Annotated in this window: 23 protein-coding genes and 1 pseudogene; 6 read left to right on the top strand and 18 right to left on the bottom strand. The window is 23.5% G+C overall.

Annotated elements, in window-relative coordinates; all coding sequences use genetic code 11:
- Nucleotides 1–6: 6 nt before the first annotated feature.
- Both glmS and DM817_RS01395 read right to left on the bottom strand, forming a co-directional pair.
- Complete coding sequence (glmS, locus tag DM817_RS01400) at nt 7–1,845, bottom strand: glutamine--fructose-6-phosphate transaminase (isomerizing) (protein ID WP_113738273.1); 1,839 nt, start codon at nt 1,843–1,845, stop codon at nt 7–9.
- A gap of 45 nt (nt 1,846–1,890) precedes the next feature.
- A complete protein-coding gene (locus tag DM817_RS01395) occupies nt 1,891–2,709 on the bottom strand; it encodes a glycogen/starch synthase (RefSeq protein ID WP_113738272.1) in 819 nt (272 codons plus the stop codon).
- Between the two features lie 212 nt (nt 2,710–2,921).
- On the opposite strand from DM817_RS01395, the gene rnr reads away from it, so the two are divergent.
- Nucleotides 2,922–4,898: a ribonuclease R gene (gene rnr / locus DM817_RS01390; RefSeq protein ID WP_113738271.1), complete on the top strand. Its 1,977-nt coding sequence runs from the start codon at nt 2,922–2,924 to the stop codon at nt 4,896–4,898.
- Here the strand turns inward: rnr and coaD are convergent.
- On the bottom strand, nt 4,895–5,377 hold the full coding sequence (gene coaD / locus DM817_RS01385) for a pantetheine-phosphate adenylyltransferase (protein WP_113738270.1): 483 nt from the start codon (nt 5,375–5,377) through the stop codon (nt 4,895–4,897). The genes rnr and coaD overlap by 4 nt on opposite strands.
- Before the next feature lie 86 nt (nt 5,378–5,463).
- Between coaD and DM817_RS01380 the strand changes: the two genes are divergently transcribed.
- The 3 genes from DM817_RS01380 to DM817_RS01370 are packed head-to-tail and all read left to right on the top strand — an operon-like array spanning nt 5,464 to nt 9,867.
- The gene (locus tag DM817_RS01380; protein ID WP_113738269.1) at nt 5,464–6,519 is read left to right on the top strand and encodes a PSP1 domain-containing protein; all 1,056 of its coding nucleotides are present in this window, start codon (nt 5,464–5,466) and stop codon (nt 6,517–6,519) included.
- 59 nt (nt 6,520–6,578) lie between these two features.
- Nucleotides 6,579–8,861 (top strand): transglycosylase domain-containing protein, encoded by a 2,283-nt coding sequence (locus tag DM817_RS01375; RefSeq protein ID WP_113738268.1) that lies wholly within the window; start codon nt 6,579–6,581, stop codon nt 8,859–8,861.
- A 25-nt stretch (nt 8,862–8,886) separates the two neighbouring features.
- Nucleotides 8,887–9,867 carry a 2-hydroxyacid dehydrogenase gene (locus DM817_RS01370; RefSeq protein ID WP_113738267.1) on the top strand — a complete coding sequence of 327 codons (981 nt, stop codon included), beginning with the start codon at nt 8,887–8,889 and terminating at the stop codon, nt 9,865–9,867.
- A 565-nt stretch (nt 9,868–10,432) separates the two neighbouring features.
- Here DM817_RS01370 and DM817_RS01365 read toward each other — a convergent pair.
- The 9 genes and pseudogenes from DM817_RS01365 to DM817_RS03095 all read right to left on the bottom strand — a co-directional run bounded on the left by DM817_RS01365 (nt 10,433) and on the right by DM817_RS03095 (nt 16,785).
- Nucleotides 10,433–11,992 (bottom strand): diflavin oxidoreductase, encoded by a 1,560-nt coding sequence (locus DM817_RS01365; protein WP_235610892.1) that lies wholly within the window; start codon nt 11,990–11,992, stop codon nt 10,433–10,435.
- Nucleotides 11,989–12,138, bottom strand: a complete 150-nt coding sequence (locus DM817_RS03055) for a hypothetical protein (RefSeq protein WP_235610891.1) — start codon at nt 12,136–12,138, stop codon at nt 11,989–11,991. The genes DM817_RS01365 and DM817_RS03055 overlap by 4 nt, the downstream gene beginning before the upstream one ends.
- 139 nt (nt 12,139–12,277) lie before the next feature.
- Nucleotides 12,278–12,484 (bottom strand): hypothetical protein, encoded by a 207-nt coding sequence (locus DM817_RS03050; RefSeq protein ID WP_235610890.1) that lies wholly within the window; start codon nt 12,482–12,484, stop codon nt 12,278–12,280.
- Nucleotides 12,485–12,531: 47 nt separating this feature from the next.
- Nucleotides 12,532–12,669: a hypothetical protein gene (locus DM817_RS03045; protein WP_235610889.1), complete on the bottom strand. Its 138-nt coding sequence runs from the start codon at nt 12,667–12,669 to the stop codon at nt 12,532–12,534.
- 56 nt (nt 12,670–12,725) lie between these two features.
- On the bottom strand, nt 12,726–12,995 hold the full coding sequence (locus tag DM817_RS03040) for an SAM-dependent methyltransferase (protein ID WP_235610888.1): 270 nt from the start codon (nt 12,993–12,995) through the stop codon (nt 12,726–12,728).
- Between the two features lie 35 nt (nt 12,996–13,030).
- Nucleotides 13,031–13,942 carry a cysteine synthase A gene (cysK, locus tag DM817_RS01355; protein ID WP_113738266.1) on the bottom strand — a complete coding sequence of 304 codons (912 nt, stop codon included), beginning with the start codon at nt 13,940–13,942 and terminating at the stop codon, nt 13,031–13,033.
- A 38-nt stretch (nt 13,943–13,980) separates the two neighbouring features.
- Entirely contained in the window at nt 13,981–14,799 is an 819-nt protein-coding gene (locus DM817_RS01350; RefSeq protein ID WP_113738551.1) for a serine O-acetyltransferase, read from the bottom strand.
- A gap of 17 nt (nt 14,800–14,816) precedes the next feature.
- On the bottom strand, nt 14,817–15,638 hold the full coding sequence (locus tag DM817_RS01345) for an elongation factor 1-alpha C-terminal domain-related protein (RefSeq protein WP_235610887.1): 822 nt from the start codon (nt 15,636–15,638) through the stop codon (nt 14,817–14,819).
- 787 nt (nt 15,639–16,425) lie between these two features.
- A pseudogene (locus DM817_RS03095) lies at nt 16,426–16,785 on the bottom strand (phosphoadenosine phosphosulfate reductase domain-containing protein).
- A gap of 1,115 nt (nt 16,786–17,900) precedes the next feature.
- Between DM817_RS03095 and DM817_RS01330 the strand changes: the two are divergent.
- Entirely contained in the window at nt 17,901–19,148 is a 1,248-nt protein-coding gene (locus DM817_RS01330) for an NADP-dependent isocitrate dehydrogenase (protein WP_113738265.1), read from the top strand.
- Here the strand turns inward: DM817_RS01330 and DM817_RS01325 are convergent.
- The 5 genes from DM817_RS01325 to menB are packed head-to-tail and all read right to left on the bottom strand — an operon-like array spanning nt 19,140 to nt 23,786.
- Nucleotides 19,140–20,228 (bottom strand): AMP-binding protein, encoded by a 1,089-nt coding sequence (locus tag DM817_RS01325; protein ID WP_113738264.1) that lies wholly within the window; start codon nt 20,226–20,228, stop codon nt 19,140–19,142. The two genes, DM817_RS01330 and DM817_RS01325, sit on opposite strands and share 9 nt — an antisense overlap.
- Nucleotides 20,204–21,277, bottom strand: coding sequence for an enolase C-terminal domain-like protein (locus tag DM817_RS01320; RefSeq protein ID WP_201260536.1), 1,074 nt, complete (start codon nt 21,275–21,277; stop codon nt 20,204–20,206). The genes DM817_RS01325 and DM817_RS01320 overlap by 25 nt, the downstream gene beginning before the upstream one ends.
- 58 nt (nt 21,278–21,335) lie before the next feature.
- Nucleotides 21,336–22,034 carry a metal-dependent hydrolase gene (locus tag DM817_RS01315; RefSeq protein ID WP_113738263.1) on the bottom strand — a complete coding sequence of 233 codons (699 nt, stop codon included), beginning with the start codon at nt 22,032–22,034 and terminating at the stop codon, nt 21,336–21,338.
- 13 nt (nt 22,035–22,047) lie between these two features.
- Entirely contained in the window at nt 22,048–22,965 is a 918-nt protein-coding gene (menA, locus tag DM817_RS01310) for a 1,4-dihydroxy-2-naphthoate octaprenyltransferase (RefSeq protein WP_113738262.1), read from the bottom strand.
- Nucleotides 22,962–23,786, bottom strand: a complete 825-nt coding sequence (menB, locus tag DM817_RS01305; RefSeq protein WP_113738549.1) for a 1,4-dihydroxy-2-naphthoyl-CoA synthase — start codon at nt 23,784–23,786, stop codon at nt 22,962–22,964. The genes menA and menB overlap by 4 nt, the downstream gene beginning before the upstream one ends.
- A gap of 63 nt (nt 23,787–23,849) precedes the next feature.
- On the opposite strand from menB, the gene DM817_RS01300 reads away from it, so the two are divergent.
- Complete coding sequence (locus DM817_RS01300) at nt 23,850–24,260, top strand: hypothetical protein (protein WP_113738261.1); 411 nt, start codon at nt 23,850–23,852, stop codon at nt 24,258–24,260.
- On the opposite strand, the gene DM817_RS01295 is transcribed toward DM817_RS01300, so the two are convergent.
- Nucleotides 24,234–25,508 carry an SLC13 family permease gene (locus DM817_RS01295; RefSeq protein WP_113738260.1) on the bottom strand — a complete coding sequence of 425 codons (1,275 nt, stop codon included), beginning with the start codon at nt 25,506–25,508 and terminating at the stop codon, nt 24,234–24,236. The genes DM817_RS01300 and DM817_RS01295 overlap by 27 nt on opposite strands.
- Nucleotides 25,509–25,510: the final 2 nt, after the last annotated feature.

The raw sequence follows: 25,510 nt of genomic DNA, 5'->3' as shown, positions 1-25,510 counted from the left end.
AAAAAATTATTCTACAGTTACAGATTTCGCTAAATTTCTTGGTCTATCTACGTTTTCTCCTCTTAGGTAAGCAATTTGATATGCTAATAATTGAAGAGGGATTATTGTAATTAAAGGACTTAGTTCTTCCGAAATAATTGGAATTTCTATTACATGATCTGCTAACTTACTTGCTTGAATATCACCTTCATTGACTATAGCTATAATTTTTCCTTTTCTAGCTTTAATTTCTTGAATATTTCCTATTATTTTTTCATAATATCCTTTTTTAGTAGCTATAACCACTACAGGCATATTTTCATCTATTAAAGCAATAGGTCCATGTTTCATCTCTCCTGCAGGATAACCTTCTGCATGAATATAAGAAATTTCTTTTAATTTTAAAGCACCTTCTAAAGATACTGGAAAATTAATTCCTCTACCTAAATAGAGAAAATTATTGACATGATGATATAATTTAGATATTTTTTTTATAGTATTATCTATTTTTAACGTAATATTCATTTTTTTTGGAACAGATATAAGTTCTTTACATAAAAATTCATAACGAATGTCTGTGATAGTGGATCTATATTTTCCTATTTTCAAAGCTAATAAAAAAAGCACTGTTATCTGAGCTGTAAAAGATTTTGTAGAAGCAACTCCAATTTCAGGCCCTGCATGTGTATAAGCTCCTGCATCTACGTTTCGTGCAATATAAGATCCTGCAACATTACAAATACCAAAAACAAAAGCTCCTTTTTTTTTTGCTAATTTTAAGGCAGCTATAGTATCTGCAGTTTCTCCTGATTGAGAAATAACAATAATAATATTTTGTTTTTCTATAATTGGATTTCTATATCTAAATTCCGAAGCATATTCTACTTTGACGGGAATTCTCGATAGTTCTTCTAATAAATATTCTCCAATTAAACTTGAATGCCATGAAGTGCCACATGCAACAATAGTTATCCCTTTTGCATTAAGAAAAATATCTTTATTAGATTCAATTCCATCAATACATATTAATCCATCAGAAATCAATAATCTACCACGTAAAGTGTCCAAAATTGTTTTTGGTTGTTCATAAATTTCTTTTAACATAAAATGTTTATATTCTCCTTTTTCAATCTCTTTGAGATTAATTTTAAGTTCTTTAATGATTGGATTAAGTTTATGATTATCTATAATTTTTCGTAAATCTAACTCTTTATTCTTTCTAAGGATAGCCATTTCTCCATCTTTTAAATAAAGAGCATTTTTAGTATAATCAATAAATGGGATAGGATCAGATGCAATAAAAAATTCTTTTTCATTAATCCCCAATGTAAGGGGACTCCCTAATTTAGCAATTACGATTCTATCTGGATCAGATTTTTCGATTATAGCTATAGAATAAGCTCCAATTACTTCATTCAAAGAAATACGAACCGCTTCTTCTAAAGATAATTGGTTTTTTTTTTGAATATATTCAATCAAATTTACAAGAACTTCTGTATCTGTTTCACTTTTAAAAGTAAAACCATTTTTTAGTAAAATAATTTTAATTGCATGATAATTTTCTATGATTCCATTATGAATCAAAACAAGTTCTTTAGAATTAGAAACATGAGGATGTGCATTAATATCATCTGGAATACCATGCGTTGCCCATCTTGTATGGCCTATGCCTGTTGTTCCTTTTATTGAAAAAATTTTTTTTTCTAATTCAGAAACTCTTCCTTTCGTTTTATATAGACTATATTTTCCATTATAAAAAACAGCTATTCCAGAACTATCATATCCACGATATTCCAATTTTTTTAATCCATTAATAATAATAGGATAAGCTTCTCGATATCCCAAATAACCAATTATTCCACACATTCTAACCTATAGAATTAGAATTTTTCATTTTTTTTTTTATATAGATTAATTAATCTGTTCTAAAACAGTTTTTTTATAAAATTGTTGATAAACAGTTTCTATTTTTTCTACAGGATAATATTTGAACACCAATAATTTGTTTTTTTCTAAATAATCATCTATCTCTTTTGGAAATGAAAGATCTCCTTTTATGATTGCATCAGAAAAGGACATGCATAACTTTATTAGATTAAAATAATTAGGATTTTCTAATAATTTTAATTTTTTAGATTTTATTCCATCTATTTTGATTTTCTTAATAATATCCTTATTCATAGATCCTTTAAATGGTGTATTATATATAGATGTAATAATTTTTGTATTTCTATATATAGGATTTTTTTTATAAAAATTCTTAATATATAGTGGAATAAAAGAACTAATCCAACCATATATATGAATAATATCAGGACTCCAATTCAATTTTTTTACGGATTCCAAAACCCCTTTTGTAAAAAATAAAGCTCTTTCGTCATTATCAGGAAAAAAAATTCCATTTTCATCTTCATACATAGCTTTTCTTTTAAAATAATCTTCATTATCTATAAAATAAACTTGTAGTCTGGCATCTGGAATAGATGCAACTTTAATCAATAAAGGGTGATCTACGTCATTGATCATTAAGTTCATTCCTGAAAGACGAATGACTTCATGTAACTGATGTCTTCGTTCATTGATGATTCCAAAACGTGGAATAAATATACGAATATCATTTCCCATTGATTGCATCAACTTAGTAGCTTTTAAAACCGATAAAGAAATAGTAGTCTCTGAAGAAAAAGGAGATAAATCTGAAGAAACATATAATATACGTTTACCTGTCATCTTAGAGAAATTTTTTTATATTTGAAATATATATAGTAAAATATAGTAAAAAAACGAATCAATCCTTGCAAAGATAATAAATAATATTCAATACTGAGTTACATAATAGTTACATACAAATTTTATAGATATCAAAAATATCTATCATTTTTTTTTAGGTTGTAGATAAAACCTCGTAGATTGTATATTTTTTATTTTAACCGTTAATTAAAATGCCATTTTATTTGGAAAAAAAGAAAAAAAAATATTCCATTGAAAAAAAAATTCAGTATAAAAATTTGACTATTGCAACTGGATTAATCAATATAACTAGTTATGGTTATGCATTTGTTAATGTAGAAGAATTTAAAAATAAAATTTTTATTCCTAAAAAAAAAACTAATCGATCTATAGAAGGAGATTTAGTTCGAATAAAACTAAAAAATAAAAAATTAGGAAAAAAAATGGAAGGGGAAGTTATAAAAATAATCAAAAGAAATAGAGAAAATTTTATTGGAGTATTAAAAATTAAATCTAATTCCAAATATGGATCAGTCATAGTTTATAACAAGACTCTTCATGTAAATATATATATTCCTAAAAAAAAATTACAAGGATATCATCCTAATGAAAAAGTATTAGTTAGAATAATTACATGGCCAAAAAATTTAAAAAATCCTTTAGGAGAAATCATTAAAGTATTTGGAAAATCTGGAGAACATACAACAGAGGTTTATTCTTTATTGGAAGAATACGGCCTATCTGATGAATTTTCTAAAGAAGTGGAAAAAGAAGCAAAAAAAATTGTATTTAAAAAAAATTCAGATAAAAATCTTAGAAGGGATATGCGAAACATTAATACATTTACTATAGATCCTTTGGATGCAAAAGATTTTGATGATGCACTTTCTATCAGAAAATTAAATTCTAATACTTGGGAAATCGGAATTCATATAGCAGACGTTTCTTATTATATAAAAGAAGGAAGTTTATTAGATAAAGAAGCATATACACGTGCAAATTCCATTTATTTTATTGGAAAATCCATACCTATGCTTCCAAAAATATTGTCCAATGATCTTTGTTCTTTACATCCAGAAAAAGATAAATTAAGTTTTTCTTCCATTTTTAATGTAAATAGTAAAGGAAAAATATTAAAAAGTTGGTTTGGAAAAACGATTATACGATCTAATAGAAGATTTACATATGAAGAAGTTCAAAAAATTATAGAAAAAAAAAGAGGATCTTTTCACAAAGACCTTTATACCTTGTTTTCTTTTTCTAAGATTTTTACTAAAAATAGATTAAAAAATGGATCTATTTACTTGGATAAGGTAGAAATAAAAATCCATTTAGATGAAAAAAAAAACCCTTCTAAATTATATTTAGAAAGAAATAACGAAGCTCATCGTTTAATAGAAGAATTTATGTTACTAGCGAACAGAAAAATTTCAGAATTTGTTAGTTTAAATTTAGATGGAGCCCCTTCTAAAAAAACATATATTTACAGAATACACGATAAACCAGATCTTAAGAAGATTTTCATTTTAAAAAAAATAATAGAACCCTTAGGTTATTCCTTAGATTTAAAAAATATCAAAAAATCTCTTAATTGTTTATTAAACAATATTCAAGGTAAATCAGAACAAAATATGATCGAAAATTTGATTCTTCGTTCTATGAGTAAAGCTAAATATTCCACAAATAACATAGGACATTATGGATTATCTTTTATTTATTATTCGCATTTTACTTCTCCTATAAGGAGATATTCAGATATTATAGCACACCGTTTATTAAATGATTATTTAACTAATAATAATGAATCTAAATTAAAATCTCTAGATTTTTATGAAAAACAGGCTATCTATTGTAGTTATAAAGAGCGTTTATCAATAGATGCAGAAAGAGAATTTTCAAAATACATACAAGTTAAATATATCAAGAAATTTATAGGAAAAGAATTTGATGGAATTATTACAGGATTTACAGACTGGAGTGTTTTCATTGATCTATTGGAATTTCAAACAGAAGGTATGGTACGATTATGTGATATTAGAGGAGATATTTATACTCTAAATTCCAACAATTACAGTATAATGGGTAAAAAAAAACGAAAAATTTACCATTTAGGAGATAAAGTAAAAGTAAAACTTTTAGACGCAAATATAGAAAAAAAACAAATTATTCTTGAATGGTTAGATACTTAGAAAAATTTTTTATTAATTCGTACATATTTAGGAACAAATATGGTATAATTTCCTCCATTTTTTATAATATCTCTTACCATACAAGAACTAATATAAGATTTTTCATAAGAAGAAAGAATAAATATTGTTTCAATACAACTATTCTTATCTAATTCTTTATTAGTATAATAAATATTCTTTTCAAATTCAAAATCTAATTGATTTCTAATTCCTCTCAATAAAAATTGAGCCTTTTTTTTTTTACAAAAAGAAATAGTTAAACCTTTAAATAATTCTATTTCTATTTTAGGAAACTTAAAAAAAGTTTTTTTGATCCATTCTTTTCTCTTTTTAATAGAGAACATATTATTTTTTTCCGAGTTATTTCCAATAGCTATAATAATTTTATCAAATAAATTTAAAGATCTAATAATGATGTCGTAATGACCTAGAGTAATTGGATCAAAAGTCCCAGGAAATACAGCTGTTCTATTATTCATATTTATTCATGTATTTATGAATTTATATCAAAAAAAATAAAAAAAGGAATAAAAGTTTTATTTTTGTTTTTAAAATTATTTTAATAATGGAAAAATTATGTTCCGGTTGTTTAACAAATAAATGTTTTATTAACAAGGAAAATAATATTTCCAATAAAAAAAAATGTTTAAAACTTAATGTAGTGGATTGGTTATCTAATATAAAATCTCCTTTTGGAGATGAATATGATATTGTGGAAGTTCAATTTAAAAATGATAGAAAAGAATTTTTTCATAATCAAGATAAAATATCCCTTTGTAAAGGGGATTTTGTTACTGTAGAATCTAAATCTATTGGATATGATATTGGTAGAGTGACTTTAACTGGAGAATTGGTAAAATTACAGATACGAAATAAAAATATTTATTTGAGTTCTTTAAAAATAAAAAAAATATATAGGAAATCTACGGATATAGAAATCAATATTTGGAAATCTCTAAAAAAAAAAGAATCTATATATCTTTCAAAATCTAAAAAAATTGCAAAAAATTTGAACCTTTCTATGAAGATTTGTGATGTAGAATATCAAGGAGATGGAGAAAAAGCTATTTTTTATTATACCTCGGAAAATAGAATTGATTTTAGAAAATTAATTAAAAGATTGGCTTTTTTATTTCGTATTCATATAGAAATGAAACAAATAGGATATAGACAAGAATCTGCAAAAATTGGAGGAATAGGCACTTGTGGTCGAGAACTATGTTGTTCTACTTGGTTAAAAAATTTTAAAAGTGTTACGACTAATTCAGCTAGATATCAACAACTTTCTATAAATATAGAAAAATTAACTGGACAATGCAGTAAATTGAAATGTTGTTTAAATTATGAATTAGACGATTATTTATCAGCTATAAAAGATTTTCCAGATATTAATAGTCAAATATATACAGAGAAAGGAATTGCACAATGTATGAAGATTGACGTATTCAAAAAACAAATGTGGTTTTCTTATATTAAAAATCCAAATACTTGGTTCAGAATAGAAATCAAAAAAATTAAAGAAATTTTAGAAAAAAATAGAAAAAATAAAAAGGCTTCTCCTCTAGAGGAATTATCCACAATTAATGTCATTCAAAAAACAGAATTAACGTTTAAAGATTAATCTATAAATAGATGATTCTAAAATTTAGATTATGCAAATAAAAAAAAGAATTCTTTTAAGTGTATACTAAAAAAAGAAAAAAAATTAGTTTTTATTTTCGTATATTTCTTTTTTATTTTTGGTTTTTCTTTTTTCTAGGAATTTTTTCTATTTTTTTGATATTTTATGCAGCTTCTAAAGGTTATTTAGGTACTTTACCAAGTACTAAAAATATAGAAAATCCTACTATGGAAGTAGGATCAGAAATATATGATTCTAATGGAATTTTATTAGGAAAATTTTTTTCAGAAAATAGAACTCTAATTACTTATAAAAAACTTCCAAAAAATCTTATTAATGCTCTCATAGCAAAAGAAGATATTCGTTTTAAATATCATTCTGGAATTGATGCTAAATCTATTCTTAGAGCTATTGTTTCTTTAGGTAAAAAAGGAGGAGGGAGTACCATTTCTCAACAATTAGCTAAACTTCTTTTTACAGGTCCATCTGCAAAAAACAAGTTACAAAGAATGCATCAAAAAATTTTAGAATGGGTGATGGCTATTGAATTAGAAAAACGTTATACAAAAGAAGAAATTATTACTATGTATTATAATAAATTTGATTTTTTATATAATGCAAAAGGAATTGAAACAGCAGCTCATACTTACTTTAATAAAAAATCTTCTGAACTGAATTTGGGGGAATGTGCTACGTTGGTTGGTATGTTAGAAAATCCTTCATTATACAATCCAAAAATATATCCTTATAGAGCAAAAAAACAAAGAAATTTAGTTTTATCTCAAATGAGAAAATATGATTTATTAAATGAATATAAATATCAAGAAGAATTGAAAAAACCCGTAAAAATAAATTTTAAAATACAGAAAAAAGATTTTGAATTGTTAACTTATTATGGTGAATTTTTGAAAAAAGAAATTCAAGAATCATTAAATGACCATGAAAAAGAAACTGGAGAAAGACTTAATCTTTATTCTAGTGGATTGAAAATATATACATCTATTGATTCCAAAATGCAAGATTATGCAGAAAAATCTGTAAAAAAACACCTTAGTCAATTACAAATTTTATTTAATAATTCTCAAAAAAAAAATAAAAATGCTCCATTTTTAAATATTACTCCAGAAAAAACAAATAGAATTTTTCTATCTGCCATACATAGAACACAACTTTATCAAGATCTTAAACAAAAAGGGATGAAAGAGGAAAAAATTATAAAAGAATTAAAAAAACCAAAGCCTACAAAAATATTTACCTGGAATGGATCCCAAAAAGTATTGATATCTCCATGGGATTTTATTCGTTATCAAAAGAGTATTATTCAAGCTGGTATGTTATCTATAGAACCTTATACAGGATATATAAAAGCATGGGTGGGTGGTGTAGATTTTAATTATTTTCAATATGATCATGTTGCTAAAACAAAACGTCAAGTGGGGTCTGTATTCAAACCTATTTTATATGCTGCAGCAATTAAGGAATTACATTATAACCCTTGCACAAAAATATCAAATGAAAAATTTCATTTAGGAAAATGGAGTCCTAGAAATTCAAATGGAAAATATGGAGGGGCAATTACTTTAAAAGATGGATTAGCGTTATCTGTTAATACTATTTCTGCTAGGCTTATAGCACAAATCACACCAGGTCCAGTAATAGATTTGGCAAAAAATATGGGTATAGAATCCATGATTCCTGAACATCCATCTATAGCACTTGGTTCTTCTGATTTAACCTTATATGAAATGACAGGAGCTTTTAATACTTTTACTAATTATGGTTTTTATATAAAACCAAGTATTTTAGTAAAAATAGAGGATAAATATGGAAAATTAATTAAAGAACGAATAGATCTTAGTAAAAAACAAGTATTTAGTGAAGAAGTTGCCTATATGATGTTAAAATTAATGGAAGGTGTAGTACAATATGGAACTGCTAAAAGATTACATAAGTATAATTTTTTTTGGGAAAATATAGCAGGAAAAACGGGGACTACTAATGAAAATTCGGACGGATGGTTTATAGGAATGATTCCTAATTTAACTACTGGAGTTTGGGTTGGTTGGGAAGATAGATTTGCTCATTTTGAAAATATAAAATTAGGACAAGGAGCAAACATGGCATTGCCTATATGGGCTTATTATATGAAAAGTTTATATAAGGATCCAAGTCTTGTATATCATGAAAAATTAGTTTTTCATAAACCAAAAAATTCCAAATATAATTGGGATCAATGTGAGGAAAATAAAAATAATAATGAGGAAAATAGCGAAAATGAAAATAATCTTATAGAACTTGATGAAAGTGTCAATACTGACAAAACTATAGATTACGATAAATAAATAGTATCTTATTATTGATCAATGTATGATAAAAAAAATTTTAATTTTAGATAAAAATCATCCTTTTATCATATATAAATTAAAAAAAGAAGGATTGATTTGTGATGAAAATTACTATGATCCTATAGAAAAAATTCTAAAAATTATATCTCTATATGATGGAATTATTTTAAGAAGTCGATTAAAAATAGATAAAAAATTGATTCAAAAAGCTATAAATATAAAATTTATAGCTCGTATAGGATCTGGAATAGAACATATAGATCAAGATTATGCTTTCAAAAAGGGGATTACTATAATTTCTTCTCCAGAAGGTAATAAGAATGCAGTTGCAGAACATGCTATAGGTATGATTTTATCTATGATGAATCATATCATTCGTTCTAATCAAGAAATTAGAAAAGGGGAGTGGAATAGAGAAGATAATAGAGGCACAGAAATAATGGGAAAAACTATAGGAATTATTGGATATGGTAATACAGGAAAGGCATTTGCTAAAAAACTTTCTGGGTTTGAAACTAAAATATTTTGTTATGATATCCTTCCTAAAGTAGGAGATATTTATGCAAAGCAAGTAGATATGAAAACAATTTTTATGAAATCGGATATAATTAGTTTACATGTTCCTTATACAAAAAAGACTAAAGGAATGGTTAACGAAAGATTTATAAAAAATTTTTATAACCCTTTTTATTTGATTAATACATCTCGTGGGGGATGCGTACTTACCGAACATTTAGTAATAGCCTTAAAAAATGGAAAAATACATGGAGCCTGTTTAGATGTATTAGAATATGAAAAATATTCTTTTGAACATTTTTTTTATCGTCGTAAACTTCCAAAAGATTTTTTTTATCTTATTCATTCAAATAAGGTAATTTTAACCCCTCACATAGCTGGATGGACTAAAGAATCAAAATATAAGATGGAAAAAAAAATAGTAGAAAAAATTCTTTCCCTAAAAAAAAGTTTATACATTTCTTCAAATTCTTCAAATCAAAATTGAAATCTATAATAATTATTTTTTACATATTTTGTTTAATTAATCTTATGTAATTAAATCATTTAGATAATGTATAAAATATTTGATCAATATGACAAGATATCAAATTTATTTTTTTATCAGGATTCTTTCGAAAGATAGTATTTAATTTTTTTAAAGCTATTTTTCCTTCTCCAATAATGAAAATTGTTAGTTTTTCTAACTGTAGAAAAATAGGAAAAAGTCGATTATTTTCTTTTTTTTTATCATTTATATGAATATGAGTTAATGTAATATTTTGATTACAAGTAAATAAAAAATAACATATTTGATATTATGCTATTTTTATAATAAAGAAGATTTGAATTTAAAATGTTTTCTATCAAAAATGAGACCATTTTCTATAAAAAAAGTATAATTCTATAATTTCCTATTATCTTAAATCAACCAAAAATAATCACATATTTATGTAAAAAAAAATGGACTTTTTTTTTATTTTTTCCTCTTTTTTTATTGTTTTTTTTTCTAAAAAACTATCTTTTTTCATATTATCAATCAATTTAATTATCAAAAAAAAATTTTTAACAAATTAGTATACATCTTTTAAATAACGTCCATTATCTATCATTTTTTTTACAAAAAATTCTGTAGAAGAATATCCACCAACTTCTTTTATTATACGAAATATAGTATTTTCAACATCTATACTCATAGGGATTTTTTCACCACAAACATATATATAAGCACCATTTTCTATCCATGAAAAAAATTCTTTTCTATTTTCCCATATTTTATCCTGTACATAGATTTTATCTTTTTGATCTCTAGAAAAAGCAAGACTTACATAATGTAGTATTCCGTTTTTTTTCCAATTTTGTATTTCTTTCTTATATAAAAAATCCGTGGAAAAGTATTGGTCTCCAAAAAAAAGCCAATTTCTACCCGTTGCTCCTATAAATTCTCTTTCATATAAAAAAGAACGAAAAGGTGCTATTCCAGTACCAGGTCCAATAAGGATAATATCTTTATTGGATTCTGGTAACTTAAATAAATGATTTTTGTGTATATAAAAAAATAAATCATCTTCTACTTTTAATTGAGAAAGAAAATTAGAACAAAATCCATATCTCATTCTACTATTGTTTTGAAACCGATGACGTGATACTGTAATATGTATTTCAGAATGATGAACTTTAGGAGAAGAAGAAATAGAATATAATCTAGGTTTTATAGGATCCATCATTTGAACTAAATCTTTTAAAAGAATTTTCTTTTTTATAGGAAATTCTTTTAAAAGATCAAAAAAATTCCATTTTGTATTATTAGGAATATCTTTTCCTACAAATACAGAATATTTTTTTAACATATTTATAGATAAATAAAAAATACTTAATTTTTTTTTCAATAAATAAAAAAAAATTTTTAATTCATTTGAATTATATAGAATATTTTTCTCTTGGATAAAATTTATAATTTTTTTGACTTCATCTTCATAATTTTCTGCTATAATAGCTACAGAATCTCCTGGAAGATAATTGTTTTTTTCCGATTCATTATTTTTTATTAAAATTTCAATATGATGAATTTCTTTATTAGATCCTCTTTCTTTATCATTTAAAAGTATATTCGTCAAAATTTTTCCATGAATTTTTTTTTTGACCCCATTTTTTTTGAAAATATTTTTTTCTATTTTTTTTATTTGAAAAATTTTTAAAAAATTTAAAAACCAACTTTCTGATTTTGATTCAAAATCAACATCACATTTATATAATGGGATCTTTCTATCTGCACCCATTTCATATAAACGTTTATCTAAATCCTCTCCAGCTTTACAAAAAAAAGAATAAGAACGATCTCCTAATGCTAATACACCATATTTCATATTATCTAAACGAAGATTTTTTTCTTTAAAAAGAAAATTGAAAAAAGATTTTGCGGATGAAGGTGGGTCTCCTTCTCCATGTGTGCTAATAATTATGAAAAAATAATTTTCTCTTTTTAAATCTATAAAATGATATTGATCTAAACTTATTAATCTAATTTGAATTTTTTCTTTTTTAGCTTTTTCTACAATAGAAAAAGCTAAATTTTTAGCATTTCCAGTTTCTGTTCCATATACAAGTGTAATTGTCTCTTTATTTTTTTTCAATTTTTTTGAATTTTTTTGAATTTTTTTGAATTTTTTTGAAAAGAAGATAATATTCCAGATATATATCCATACATCCAAATAATTTCTTCTTTATAATAATTTTTTATTAATTCTACAAATACTTTATTTTTTGATTCAGATAACATTTTATTCAAGTTTAAAAAAAACATAAATAAATAGAAAAAATAGGATTTTAATACATAAAATAATTTTTTTTATCAATAAAATAGGGCGTATAATTCCATTTAAAATAACTATATAGATTTACAATTTTTCTAAAAATTACTATAAAAAATTTTTTTCTTTTTTTATCATATTTTTGAAATTATAAAGAATAATTGTATATACTTTGTGCATAGGATTTGTAGCTTTTTCTACAATATCTATCAATTTATCTGTGTAAATATTCTTTTTATTCATGATTAACTTATCCATAATATGATATAATTTTTGAATACACATGTAAAATACAAAAGTATCCTGAGTATCCATAAATTCATTCTACTGATTTTTATCAATAGAATTTTAATTATGAAGAGTTATAAAACGTTGAATAAACATATACTCTTTCTTTTAGAGGAATTTCTGTATATGAATAGAATAGATCCATCTTCAGTAACTACTGGCATAATTTCATAAAAAATATCATATTTTTTAAGTTCCATTAATTTATCCATAATATTCGAAAAAATAGAAACATCATCTACTTTTAATCTAACTACATATCTTCCTTTTATTTTAAAGAATGATAACCCATGAGATGGTAAATAGTTTTATGAGTATGAGTAAAAAATGATTTTTTCTCATTCTTATTATTATGTATCTCATTATACTTACCTACATAAATAATCTTTTTTTCAGAATTTAAATATTGATTTACTATTTCAGTACTTACAATACGATATACCAATACTATTTCAGATTTTTTAAATTTATTCATAGCTTTAATGGTAATTAAATCATGATATCCTGGTTCATCTGAAATAAAAATTACTTTTTTCATATTTTTTTTTAAATTTTTAAAATATATATAAAAAATTATACAAAAAGATTTTTTACTGATATATATCTTTCTCCAGTGTCATAATTAAATGTAAGTATCCTTGAATTTTCAGAAAAATCAGGTAATTTTTTTGCAATAGCAGACAAGGTAGCTCCAGTAGAAATACCAACCAAAATTCCTTCTTTTCTTGCTATTTTACGAACGTAACTAAATGCTTCTTTTTTGGAAACTAAAAAGGATCCATCCAATATATTTTTATTTAAAATAGTAGGAATAAAACCTGCACCAAGTCCTTGTAATTCATGAGGATTATGCTTCCCTCCAAATATAACTGAAGACTCTATAGGTTCTACAGAAAATATTTTTATCATTGGAAATTTTTTTTTTAATACTTCTCCTACTCCAGTAATATGGCCACCAGTTCCAACCCCCGTAATAAAATAATCTATTCCATCAGGAAATGATTTTATAATTTCCTTTGCAGTGGTATATTTATGAATATTTGTATTTGATATATTATCAAATTGTTTTGGTATCCAAGAATTAGGAATTTTACGATTTAATTCTTCGGCTTTTTTTATAGCTCCTTTCATTCCTTGCTCTCTCGGAGTAAGAAAAAATTTTGATCCAAAAATAGAAAACAGTTTTCTTCTTTCTATACTCATAGAATCAGGCATTACTAGAATAATCCGATATCCTTTTACAGCTGCTACCATGGATAACCCTATTCCAGTATTTCCAGAAGTTGGTTCAATAATGACATTCCCTTTTTTAATAATTCCTCTTTTTTCTGCATCTTCTATCATTGATAATGCAATTCTATCTTTAATACTTCCTCCAGGATTATTTTTTTCCAATTTCATCCAAACTTGATGATATGGATATAAACGACGAAGACGGATATGAGGAGTATTTCCAATAGTTTGCAATATATTTTCTACTTTCATTTTTTTTATTGGTTAACCTTTTTTTTTATATTATTGAGTTAGTTAGAAAAAGTACTATTATTCCGAATTTTTATTTCACTTTTTTGATAAACTATGGAAAAAGGTGGAATGCTATTTGTAATCCATACATTTCCTCCAAGTATACTATCATGACCAATCACTGTATCCCCCCCTAAAATTGTAGCTCCAGAATAAATAGTAACTTGATCTTCTATAGTTGGATGACGTTTTTGATTTTTCAATTTTTTATTTACATAAATAGCTCCTAAAGTAACTCCTTGATATATTTTCACACTATTTCCTATTTTTGTACTAGATCCAATTACTATTCCTGTTCCGTGATCAATAACAAAATCTTTTCCTATTTCTGCTGAAGCATGAATATCTACTCCAGTTTTTCTATGAGCATATTCAGTTATCATTCTTGGAAGAATTGGTATTTTTAAAATCCATAGTTGATGAGCTATTCGGTATAATGCAGTCGCAAAAAAACCAGGATAAGATAGAAAAATTTCCTCTATAACTGTTGCTGCAGGATCGAAATTTAATATTGCATTAGCGTCCGTGATCAATATTTGATAAATATTAGGAATATTTTTAAAAAAAATTTGAACATATTTTTTTGACTTTTTTTCTTCAAAATTAAATTCCATGAAAATAGAATATAATTTATGTTTTAATTTTTGGTAATTTTTTTTTAAGGAATCAATTCCTTCTAAAAGATATTGATCCGGAGTAAAAAGGAAATGAAATAAATCTTCTACAAATTTTTTATATGTATTTTTATTAAGAAATGGATACTTCCATTTGTTTTTATGATTTTCGAATAATTTTTTTAAAAAATTTGGATTAGACATTGTTTTAAATTTTTTCATTATTGAATCATACCATTTTCTACTGTCGAATAAATGATATAATATATTAAAATGGAGAATCTATTTTTTTTCATTTTTTGATAAGTATCATATGGAATAGGGTTAGATGATTTTATTATAACTTTTACCAAATCATTTAATATTGCATATTTTTGACATTTTTTTCTTTTTTTAAAAGTATTCACATCTATACGGTAAATGATATATTTTATAAAAATTGGTACTTTTAAACTATGAATTTGGAATAAATATTTATTTTCTCGTTTCAATAAAAAATTTTCCATCCAAAAAATAATAACATAAAATTCTTTAGAAATGATAGGAATAGGTTCATTACTCTTTACAAGAATAAGATCTCTATGGTAGATATCTATTTCATCTTCCAAATACATAATAATGCTTTGAGAAAAAAATACTTCTTGAATTCTTTTTCTATTCATTTCTATACATCGTCTTTTTGATTGATAAGGGTAAACAATTATTTCATCGCCTACCCTATAAATTCCACTGATAATTTTTCCCTCATATACACGAAGAATATTGCCATTAATATTTTTAGAATGTAAAAAATATTGTACTGGAACTCTAAAAGGTTCTAAATGGAGTAATTTTTGAATAACAATATTTTCTAATAATAAAGAAAGAAGATTAGGCACTGTATCCCATTTCATAAAAGTCGATTTAGACACTACATTATCTCCATTTTTTTCACTTATTGGAATTGTTTCTATTATTTTTTTAAAACCTACTCGAAGAGCATTAATTGGATACTTACTTATTATAGCTTTATATATCCTAAAATCATAATTTATCAAATCCATTTTATTAGATAAAAAAATTTTTGGAACATTGAGAATTTACAGTATTAAAGAATGTCTTTGGATTTGTTCTATTACTTCATAAAGTTCATCAATTAATTAATACAATTACTAAATATTTATAAGCTACTTTTCCCCTATTTTTAGTATATTGAAAATGTTTAGTAGTATCTTCTATAATAAATTTTTTTTTAGATGTAGAAAAATATTTATTAGCTACATCAATAGTAATTCCTTGTTTTCTCTAAGCACGTAATCCATTTTTTAATAACGATAAATTTATTGTTTTATTTTCTTTTACCTTTTTTTCCATTATCTACACTTTCCGATGTAATGAACCTTAAAGTATCCATAATTTTTTAAAAATATCCTTTTTTTTTCTATCTTTTATGTATTTTTCATAAATAGTATCATCAATTCTTTTTTTTCCTCTCTCACTAATTTTATTATTTAAAAGTTCCTTGATAATTTTTTCTACATTTTTAGAATCTGATTATATAGCTTCTGTATAATTCATATCTCATATAGTGCGATATCGAACTTTTTTTACATGAATATTTTCATTATTTTGAGGATTAATTAATTTAGAATATATAGCTATACATTTTACTTTAAAATTAATAACTTTTCTCTTATGTGAAAAATAAATAGAAAGCAATAAGATATTTTTTTTTTATATATAATTCCATACATATCATTTGGTCCAATTACTAATAATAAAAATTATTATATTTTCTCCTTTATGTATTTTCCCATTATATATAAAAAGATTCCATAATTAAGATCTTTGTCATTTTGGATTCCAAAATCCAAATTCATTTCGAATAGAAAAAATTTTTTTTTTAGACCTATCTTTTTCTTCATCTCTACGTCCACCTACAATAAATGAATCAAATTTAAATTCTTCAATTGTATCTATAAGTGTATATGATTGGAAAATATTTCTATTAGGAAATCTTTCTTTAGGTTCAGATAAATTTCTACGTAAAATAGTATCTTCTACTTTACGTATCATAATTTTTTCTTTTATTTTTTTTACAAAAAAAAATTTCTAAATTTTAAAGTTTCAGGAAAATTAGAAATTATATCCAGTATCAATATGTAAAAATGAAAATGGAATTTTTCTTTGTATGAAAGCTGTTAAAGCCAAATTAACTAATATAATAGAATTTTTTCCTACTGAAAATAATAAAGATGGATTATTAAATTGTCCTGCTATTTTTTATCTATTGGATAGTTTATGATTCTAATTGTTCTCAATAATTTAAATGATAATTTTTCTTATTCATTTGAATCCACTTTATATCATTATTTTTTTAATCTTCAATCTTTAAAATGCAATCCATATTATTTTTTTACATAGTTTGATTACCACCACTAACGTACAATACGATATTTTTTTACATTTTTTATAGATCGAGGACATGGAGAACATGCTATGATCAAATAGACTTTATTAATTTATTATACAAATGATTATAAGGAATATTATATTTTTGAATAATTTTTTTAAAATTCCAATCAAGAAGAGGATAATACTTAATTATTCTAATTAGAATCCCATTCTAAATGATTAAATTTTTTTCTTTCAATAGATTGTACTACTTAAAGGAATACAGTAATCCAAATTAAATTTCATTTTAAAGATCTTTTTAATGGTTCTATTTTTCGTAAAAAACAACATTTTGTTCTATTTTTAACATTTTCATAAAAAGAATTAGGACCATTTTCTGATACAAACTTTTCTAATCTATTCGTATTTTGAAAATAGTTTTAAATAGAATGATTATAACCTTGATTTTTATATGACCAAACTTTATAGGGTGCTTCAAAATTTATAGTTTTTTTCAAAAATTATACCTGTATCTAATGTAAATATTTTTATAGTAATTTTTCTATTAAGAATAAAATGAGATATCAGTTGATCTTCGATATTAAAAATTGTATAAAAAAACTATATTTCCTGGAAATATTTATGAAAGAATTCTTAATTTTTCTAATAATATTTTATTTTTTTTTAAGTTTCATCTTTTCTATTCATTGCCATTATTATTAACTACTATTTATTATTATATTATAGAAGTTACCGAACTTTTCAAAAATAAAAATATATTTTTTTAAAAGGATGATGAATAGAATAAAAATTCAAAAAAATAGAATATTGTAAAATAAATAAATAGTTTAAAAAAAACAAATATAAGAATTTCTTTTATTAATGTTTGATTAAATCAAAAAATGTAATATTTTTATAAAAAAAATTATAATATGAAAAAAATAAAAGTTACTAATCCTATAGTAGAAATCAATGGAGATGAAATGGCCAGAATTATATGGAAATATATTAAAAAATATTTAATTATTCCTTATTTAGATATTAAAATTATTTATTTTGATCTAGGGATAGATAATAGAGACTTTACAGAGGATCAAATTACTATAGAAGCTGGTAATGCAATAAAAAAATATAATGTTGGAATTAAATGTGCTACCATTACACCTGATGAAAAAAGAATGAAAGAATTTCATTTAAAAAAAAAGTGGAAATCTCCAAATGGGACAATAAGAAATATTCTTAATGGAACTATTTTTAGAGAACCTATTATAGTAGAGAATATACCTCGTCCAATTCCAAATTGGAAAAATCCAATATGTATTGCCCGTCATGCATATGCAGATCAATATAATGCAATAGATATTATTGTTAAAGAAAAAGGAAAATTATACCTTCAATTTATACCAGATAATCAAAAGAAAAAAATTCAAAATTTTGAAATTCACCATTTTATAACACCAGGAATTTCCATGGCTATGTATAATACAGATCAATCTATCTATGGATTTGCCCGTTCATGTTTCAATTATTCCGTTTACAAAAAACGTTCTCTTTTTCTCTCTACAAAAAATACTATTTTAAAAAATTATGATGGAAAATACAAAGATATCTTTCATAAAATATATCAAAAAGAATTTTTATCAATTTTTAAAAAAATTAAAATCACTTACGAACATCGTTTGATTGATGATATGGTAGCTTATGCAATAAAATCTAATGGAGGATTTATATGGGCTTGCAAAAATTATGATGGAGATGTTCATTCGGATACTATAGCTCAAGGATTTGGTTCATTAGGAATGATGACTTCAATTTTACTGACTCCAGATGGAAAAACAATAGAATCGGAAGCTGCTCATGGTACCATAACTAGACATTATAGATTACATCAAAAAGGAATAAAAACATCCACAAATCCTATTGCTTCTATTTTTGCTTGGACTCGTGGTCTCAAACATCGAGCATTTTTGGATAAAAATTCTAGTTTAAAAAAATTTTCGGAAAAAATGGAAGAAACTTGTATAGAATTAATTAAATCAGGAATAATGACTAAAGATTTATACAAACTTGTATATGAAAATAATACTTATAAAAATAGGAATAATAACTACTTAGATACAGAATCTTTTTTTATTATATTAAAATCACATTTTGAAAAAAAAATACTAAATTTAGAATAAATGTTTATTTATAAGATTTTCCATTAATTGATTTTTAATTTCTTTTCTTTTTAACTTTCCCAAAGAATTCTCTATAAAATTTTGTATAAAAAAAATATTTTTGGGTTTATAAAATCTTTTTTTTCCTATGAAGATAGATTTTGGAATTTTAATAGAAAAAACAGATCCTTCAATAATTAGTATTACTTTTTCTCCCAATATTTTATCTGGAATTGAAGAGATAAAAAATCTTTTGTAAAAAGGAATAAAAGGATATATTTCTTTTTCGACCAATTCAGGAATAATTTTGATCCCTCCACTATTAATAATATTATCATATCTACCTATCCAATGAAATTGATATTTAGAAATCATATGAACAATATCATTAGTTTGAATAAAAGAATTTATACAATATGGAGAAAATATTCCTAAACAATTTCTTTGATCTATATTAATAGAAATATTTTTTAATGTTTGATAATAATTAGTTTTATATAATCCATTAATTTTTTTTAAAGCTATATGCCCTAATGTTTCTGTCATTCCATAAGTTGCATAACAAATAGTAGAAACTTTTTGTAATTTTTTTTCTAAATCAATAGAAATTGGAGACCCTCCTATTAAAAGAATCCTTATTTTTTTTAAACTTTTTAAACTAGAATAAACTTGCATTGGAACCATAGATACAATATCAAAATCTTCTTTTATATTTTTTAAAGGATTAGATGATGGAGGAATACAATCAATATCCCAATGAAATATAATAGAACGAATTAAAAACATTTTTGCTGCTATAGTATCTGGAGATAAACATAAAAGCCCTCGAATTTTTTTATTTTTTAAATTTAAAAAATCTACCGTTTTTTTTGCATATTCATACATATACTTTTTATTAAAAAAAACTTTTTTAGGAATTCCTGTTGTTCCAGAAGTTAAACTCATCAATACCGATTGATTCCTATTATTCCAATTTTCTAAAAAAGAAAAAATGGATTTTTTCCATGGGTATAAAGGATCTCCCTTAAAAATTAAATAATTCGATTTTTTTTTTGAATAAAAATTAATTCTTATTTTTAAAAAAGATTCTTGAACTTCCATTTTTTTAATGGATTATACCAAATGTAACCTTTTTTTATATGTAAAGGAGAATAAAAATCATTATGAAAATATCCTATATTTAATCCATGAACCCCCCTATTATATTTTTCTTCCATTTTAAAAGTCCATTGTGCTATTGCATTTATTCCTATTTTACTCTCTAAAGAAGAACTTATACACCATTCTATTTTTCTTTTATATGCTTCTATTATCCATTCCTTAGATCCAAAAAAACCTCCGCATACACTGGGTTTTAATATTATATATTTAGGAGATATAATATCTAATAATCTTTTTTTAAATTTTAAATTATTAATTCCTATTAATTCTTCATCTAATGCTATAGGTAATTTTGATTTTTTACATATATTGGATAGATCTTTCCAATTTCCAATTTCTATAGGTTGCTCTACTGAATAAACAATATTTATTTCATAAAGTTTATTAATATAATATAAAGCTTCTTTACTATTCTTAAAAGATCCATTTGCATCGATACGTATTTTTATATATGGATACTTTTTTTTTATTTTTTTTAAAACTAAAAGTTGATAAGGAAATAATTTGGGACTTATTTTCATTTTAATCAATGAAAAACCTCTATTAATATCTTTTTCTATTTTTTTTACTTCATTCTCTATATTAATATTAGATAATGAAAATAACCATATTAAGCTATTTATAGAAATACCTAATTTACCATTGGTAAATTTAGAATCATACAATATGGGATATTTATTTTTTAAACCTAAAAAAGCTTGTTCTAATCCAAATAAAATTGAGGAATAAGAAATATAGGAATGATAATAATAAGATTCATTTTTTTGGATAATATTTATTTTTTCAGAAAGACATAACAATTCTTTTTCATAAACATTTAAATTTTTAAATGCATTATTATCCAATAAGGGATTACATTCTCCAATTCCTATCTTATCATCCTTTCTTACAATCAGGTACCAAATTATATTATAATTGAATGTTCTTTTAGAATTTTTTATTTTTTTTTTAAAAAAAAATTTTTTTTTAAAAAAATAATTGATTATCATATTTAATAACTATTTATATTTTAGATATTAAAAAGATTAATTTATAAAAAAAATGGATCTAAATCCATATAGATTCCTTCATTTCTAATAAAAAAAGTTTTTTTTTATTATCAAAAAAACTTTTTTTTGCTTTTTCTCGATTAATTTTTATTGATTCAAAAGTATCGTAATGTACCCCTAATATTTTATCACATTGTAAAAAATTGGAAGCAATAATAGCTTCTTCAACATCCATAGTATAAATTCCTCCTATAGGAAGAATAGATATTTTTAACTTTCCAAAGTTAGGAATAAGAGTCATTTCATATGTTAAAGAAGTATCTCCTGATAAATAAATATTTCCTTTATCTGTGTGTAATAAAAATCCTCCAGGATTTCCTCCATAAGTTCCATCCTTAAAAGCACTAGAATGAGTAGCCCAAACATATTTTAATTTTCCAAATGGAAAAGAAATGAAAGATCCATAATTGATCCCATATGTTTTTAATCCTTTTTTATTAAAAAAATTAGATATTTCATAATTTGATATAATTAAAGAATTAAATTTTTTTGCAAAAATTTCTACATCACATACATGATCATAATGAGCATGAGTTAATAAAATATAATCAATTTTTTCAAAAAATTGGATATATTTATTTGATGATAATGTACTTTTTGTTAGAATAGGATTTTCGGAAAAAAAAGGATCTACCAATAAAAAATTTTTATGGATTTCTAACATATATGTACTATGAGTAAAAAAAGTAATTTTCATTTTATTTTTATTATTAATTTTTTAAAGAAGAATATTGAATTCCTATTCCTATACTCATAGAATAAAAAAAAATAATTACAACTAATTTTTTAAGTTCATCATTGAAATCTTTTGGGTTATTTATATAAATAATTTTCTTTAAATGTTGTATCAAAAAAGGGATATTGGATATAAAAAAAATCCATTGGTATAAATTTTTATAATTTAAAAAATTAAATAAAAAACCTAAAAATATAGATAATATAATAGATAAAATATGGTATATTTTTGCATATTTAATTCCCAATATTCCTGCTACAGTATATTTTCCATTTTTATAATCATTATCTATATCTCTCATGTTATTAATATTTAAAACAGAAAGATTCAATAATCCTATTGATAAAGATAAAAAAAATATATCCAAAGGATAGAATTTTGTATATAAAAAATAACTTCCTCCTATAGAAATAAAACCAAAAAATATCAAAACAGATAAATCCCCCATTCCTAAATATCCATAAGGATAAGAACCAATACTATATTTAATAGAACTATATATACAAATCAAAATTCCTATAAAATAAAATAAAAAAAGAAAAATATTTTGTAATCTAATAGATTTATAAATTAATAAAAATCCAAAAATAAAAGATAAAATAGAAAATATATTTATTGCTTTTTTCATTGAAATTAATGAAATAAATCCATTTTGAACCGTTCTATTTGGGCCAATTCTTCTAAAATTATCTACTCCTTTTATACTATCTCCATAATCATTTGAAAAATTAGCTAATATTTGCAAAAATATAGCAGTTATAAGACACAAAAAATAAGTACAATAATCTCCATATCCTCTAGATTTAGATATTAAGAAACTTAAAGTAATTCCAGAAAAAGAAAGGAGTAAAGTATGTAAACGAATTGCATAAATCCAATATTTTAAATTCATAAAAATTTTGTAAATTTTCTAAAATTTGGTTCTCTTTTTTCTAAAAAAGCTTGTTTCCCTTCTTGAGATTCTTCCATTAAATAAAACATTAAAGTAGCATCTCCAGCTAATTGCATCAATCCATGCTGTCCATCTAATTCTGCATTTAAACAACGTTTAATCATTCTCAAAGACATTGGACTCCTTTTTTGGATTAATTGACACCATTTTATAGTAGTTGTTTCTAATTTATTTAGGGGAACTACTTTGTTAATTAATCCCATTTTTAATGCCTCATTAGCAGAATATTTTTTACATAAAAACCACATTTCTCGTGTTCTTTTTTGACCAATATGACGAGCTAAATAAGAAGCTCCAAATCCTCCATCAAAAGATCCTACTTTTGGACCTACTTGACTAAAAATAGCATTACTAGAGGAAATAGTTAAATCACAAACTACATGTAAAACATGTCCACCACCTATAGAAAATCCATTAACCATAGCAATAACTGGTTTAGGTATTTCTCGGATTTTTTTATAAAAATCTAAAATATTTAATCTTGGAATTCCATCTCTTCCTAAATAACCACCTAATCCTCTTTTATTCTGATCACCTCCAGAACAAAAAGACTTTTCTCCAGATCCAGTTATAATTAATACATCTATATCTCTTCGATCACGACATATATCTATAGCATCTATCATTTCTTTTACTGTTTCTACACGAAAAGCATTATGACATTTAGGTCTATTAATTTCTATTTTGGAAATTCCTTTCCAAAAATAGAAATTAATATCCTCATATTTTTTTATAGAATTCCAATTTATTTTAGAATACATAACAAAATAAATTATTTTATTTTTACAAAATAACAAAAAAAATACTTTTTTTAATAATGTTATATGTATAGAAATTTTTTTGCAGTATTCATAGGAATATCAGTTAGTATTATTGAAATAATTTATTCAATTAAATTAATCAAAAAATGGTTTATAAATATACAATTCATTCCATTAAAAAATATACGATATGTATTTATTCATGCTCCTTCTGGTTTTTTTATAACTTTATTTTTTTTCTATGCTTTTAGTGCTTTATTAGGAGGAATTACAACAGCTTTTTTTGTACAAAATGCTAAAAAAGCTTATGCAGGATTAACTGGAATTATTTTATTGATCATTGCCTTCATTCATATTTTTTTATATACATTTCCATTATGGTTTGAAATTATAATTCTTCCTATATTTTTCCATTTTTCATATCTTGGAGGAACATTGATAGAACTATTAAAAAGAAAAAAATGGATCAATTAATAAATATAAAAAACCAGATAAAAATCCTATAAAAGCTAACCAACTAATTTTTTTTAAATACCAAAAAAAATCTATTTTTTCCATTCCCATAGCTGTTATTCCAGAAGCTGATCCTATTAATAAAATACTTCCTCCTGTTCCAGACATATAAGCTATAAAATGCCAAAATTCATGATCTATAGAATAATTAAACATAGATATAATAGCAGCTACTAAAGGTACATTATCTATAAAAGAAGATATTAATCCTAATATAAAAGTTTTGATTTTCCATGAATAGACTATATTATTAATCCAATGAGATAAATCATAAAGTTTTCCTAAAGATTCTAAAGAAGAAATAGAAAGTAAAATTCCTAAAAAAAATAATATACTAGAAAAATCTAATTTTTTAAATACTTGATCCATAGAAAAATGACTTTTATAATAAATATTGGTTATTAGACAAAGAATTCCAAAAGAAAACATCATCCCCATATATGGAGGAATACCAGTTATAGTTTTTAAAATAGGAACAAATAATATAAGACCTAACCCCAATTTTAATACAAAAAATCCTCTTTTAAAATCTGATTTTGATAATTTATTTTTTTTAATTTGAATAAATCCATTAAAAATAGGTATTAATGAACCTATAAAAGTAGAAACACACATACATAAAGCAGATGGTATAAATACTTTTTTTATAAGATTGATAGTTGTTACTTTATTAGAAATCCATAACATAGTAGTAGTTATATCACCTATTGGAGACCATACTCCTCCTGCATTAGCCGATATAATGATTAATCCTAAATAATGTAATCGTTCTTTATAATTAACTACAATTTTTTTTAAAATAATAATTAAAATTATAGTAGCTGTAAGATTATCTATAATTGCAGATAAAAAAAAAGACAATAAATTTATTATCCATAAAAAATTTCGTTTCGTATTGGAATAAAAAAAACCTACTAAAATTTCAAAACCAGAATACATATCAATAATGGAAACTATTGACATGGATCCAATAAGAAAAAAAATAATTTCGGAAGCATTTCCTAAATGATGTAATAATAGATAATTAGGATTTTTCCATTTAATTAAATCGTTATCTAATTCAAAAACTGGTAAATTCCAAAACATGATTAATGACCAACAAATAGTTGCCATAAGAATAGATGGAATCACCTTATTTAAGGAAATAAAATTCTCAATGGTAATAAATAAATATCCTATAATAAAAACTGATATGATTACTAATTCCATGG

Source organism: Blattabacterium clevelandi, from assembly GCF_003268615.1.
GTDB classification, from domain to species: Bacteria; Bacteroidota; Bacteroidia; order Flavobacteriales; family Blattabacteriaceae; genus Blattabacterium; species Blattabacterium clevelandi.
The sequence above is the reverse complement of the archived record's forward strand: the minus strand, read 5'-3'. Positions and strand labels throughout refer to the sequence as shown.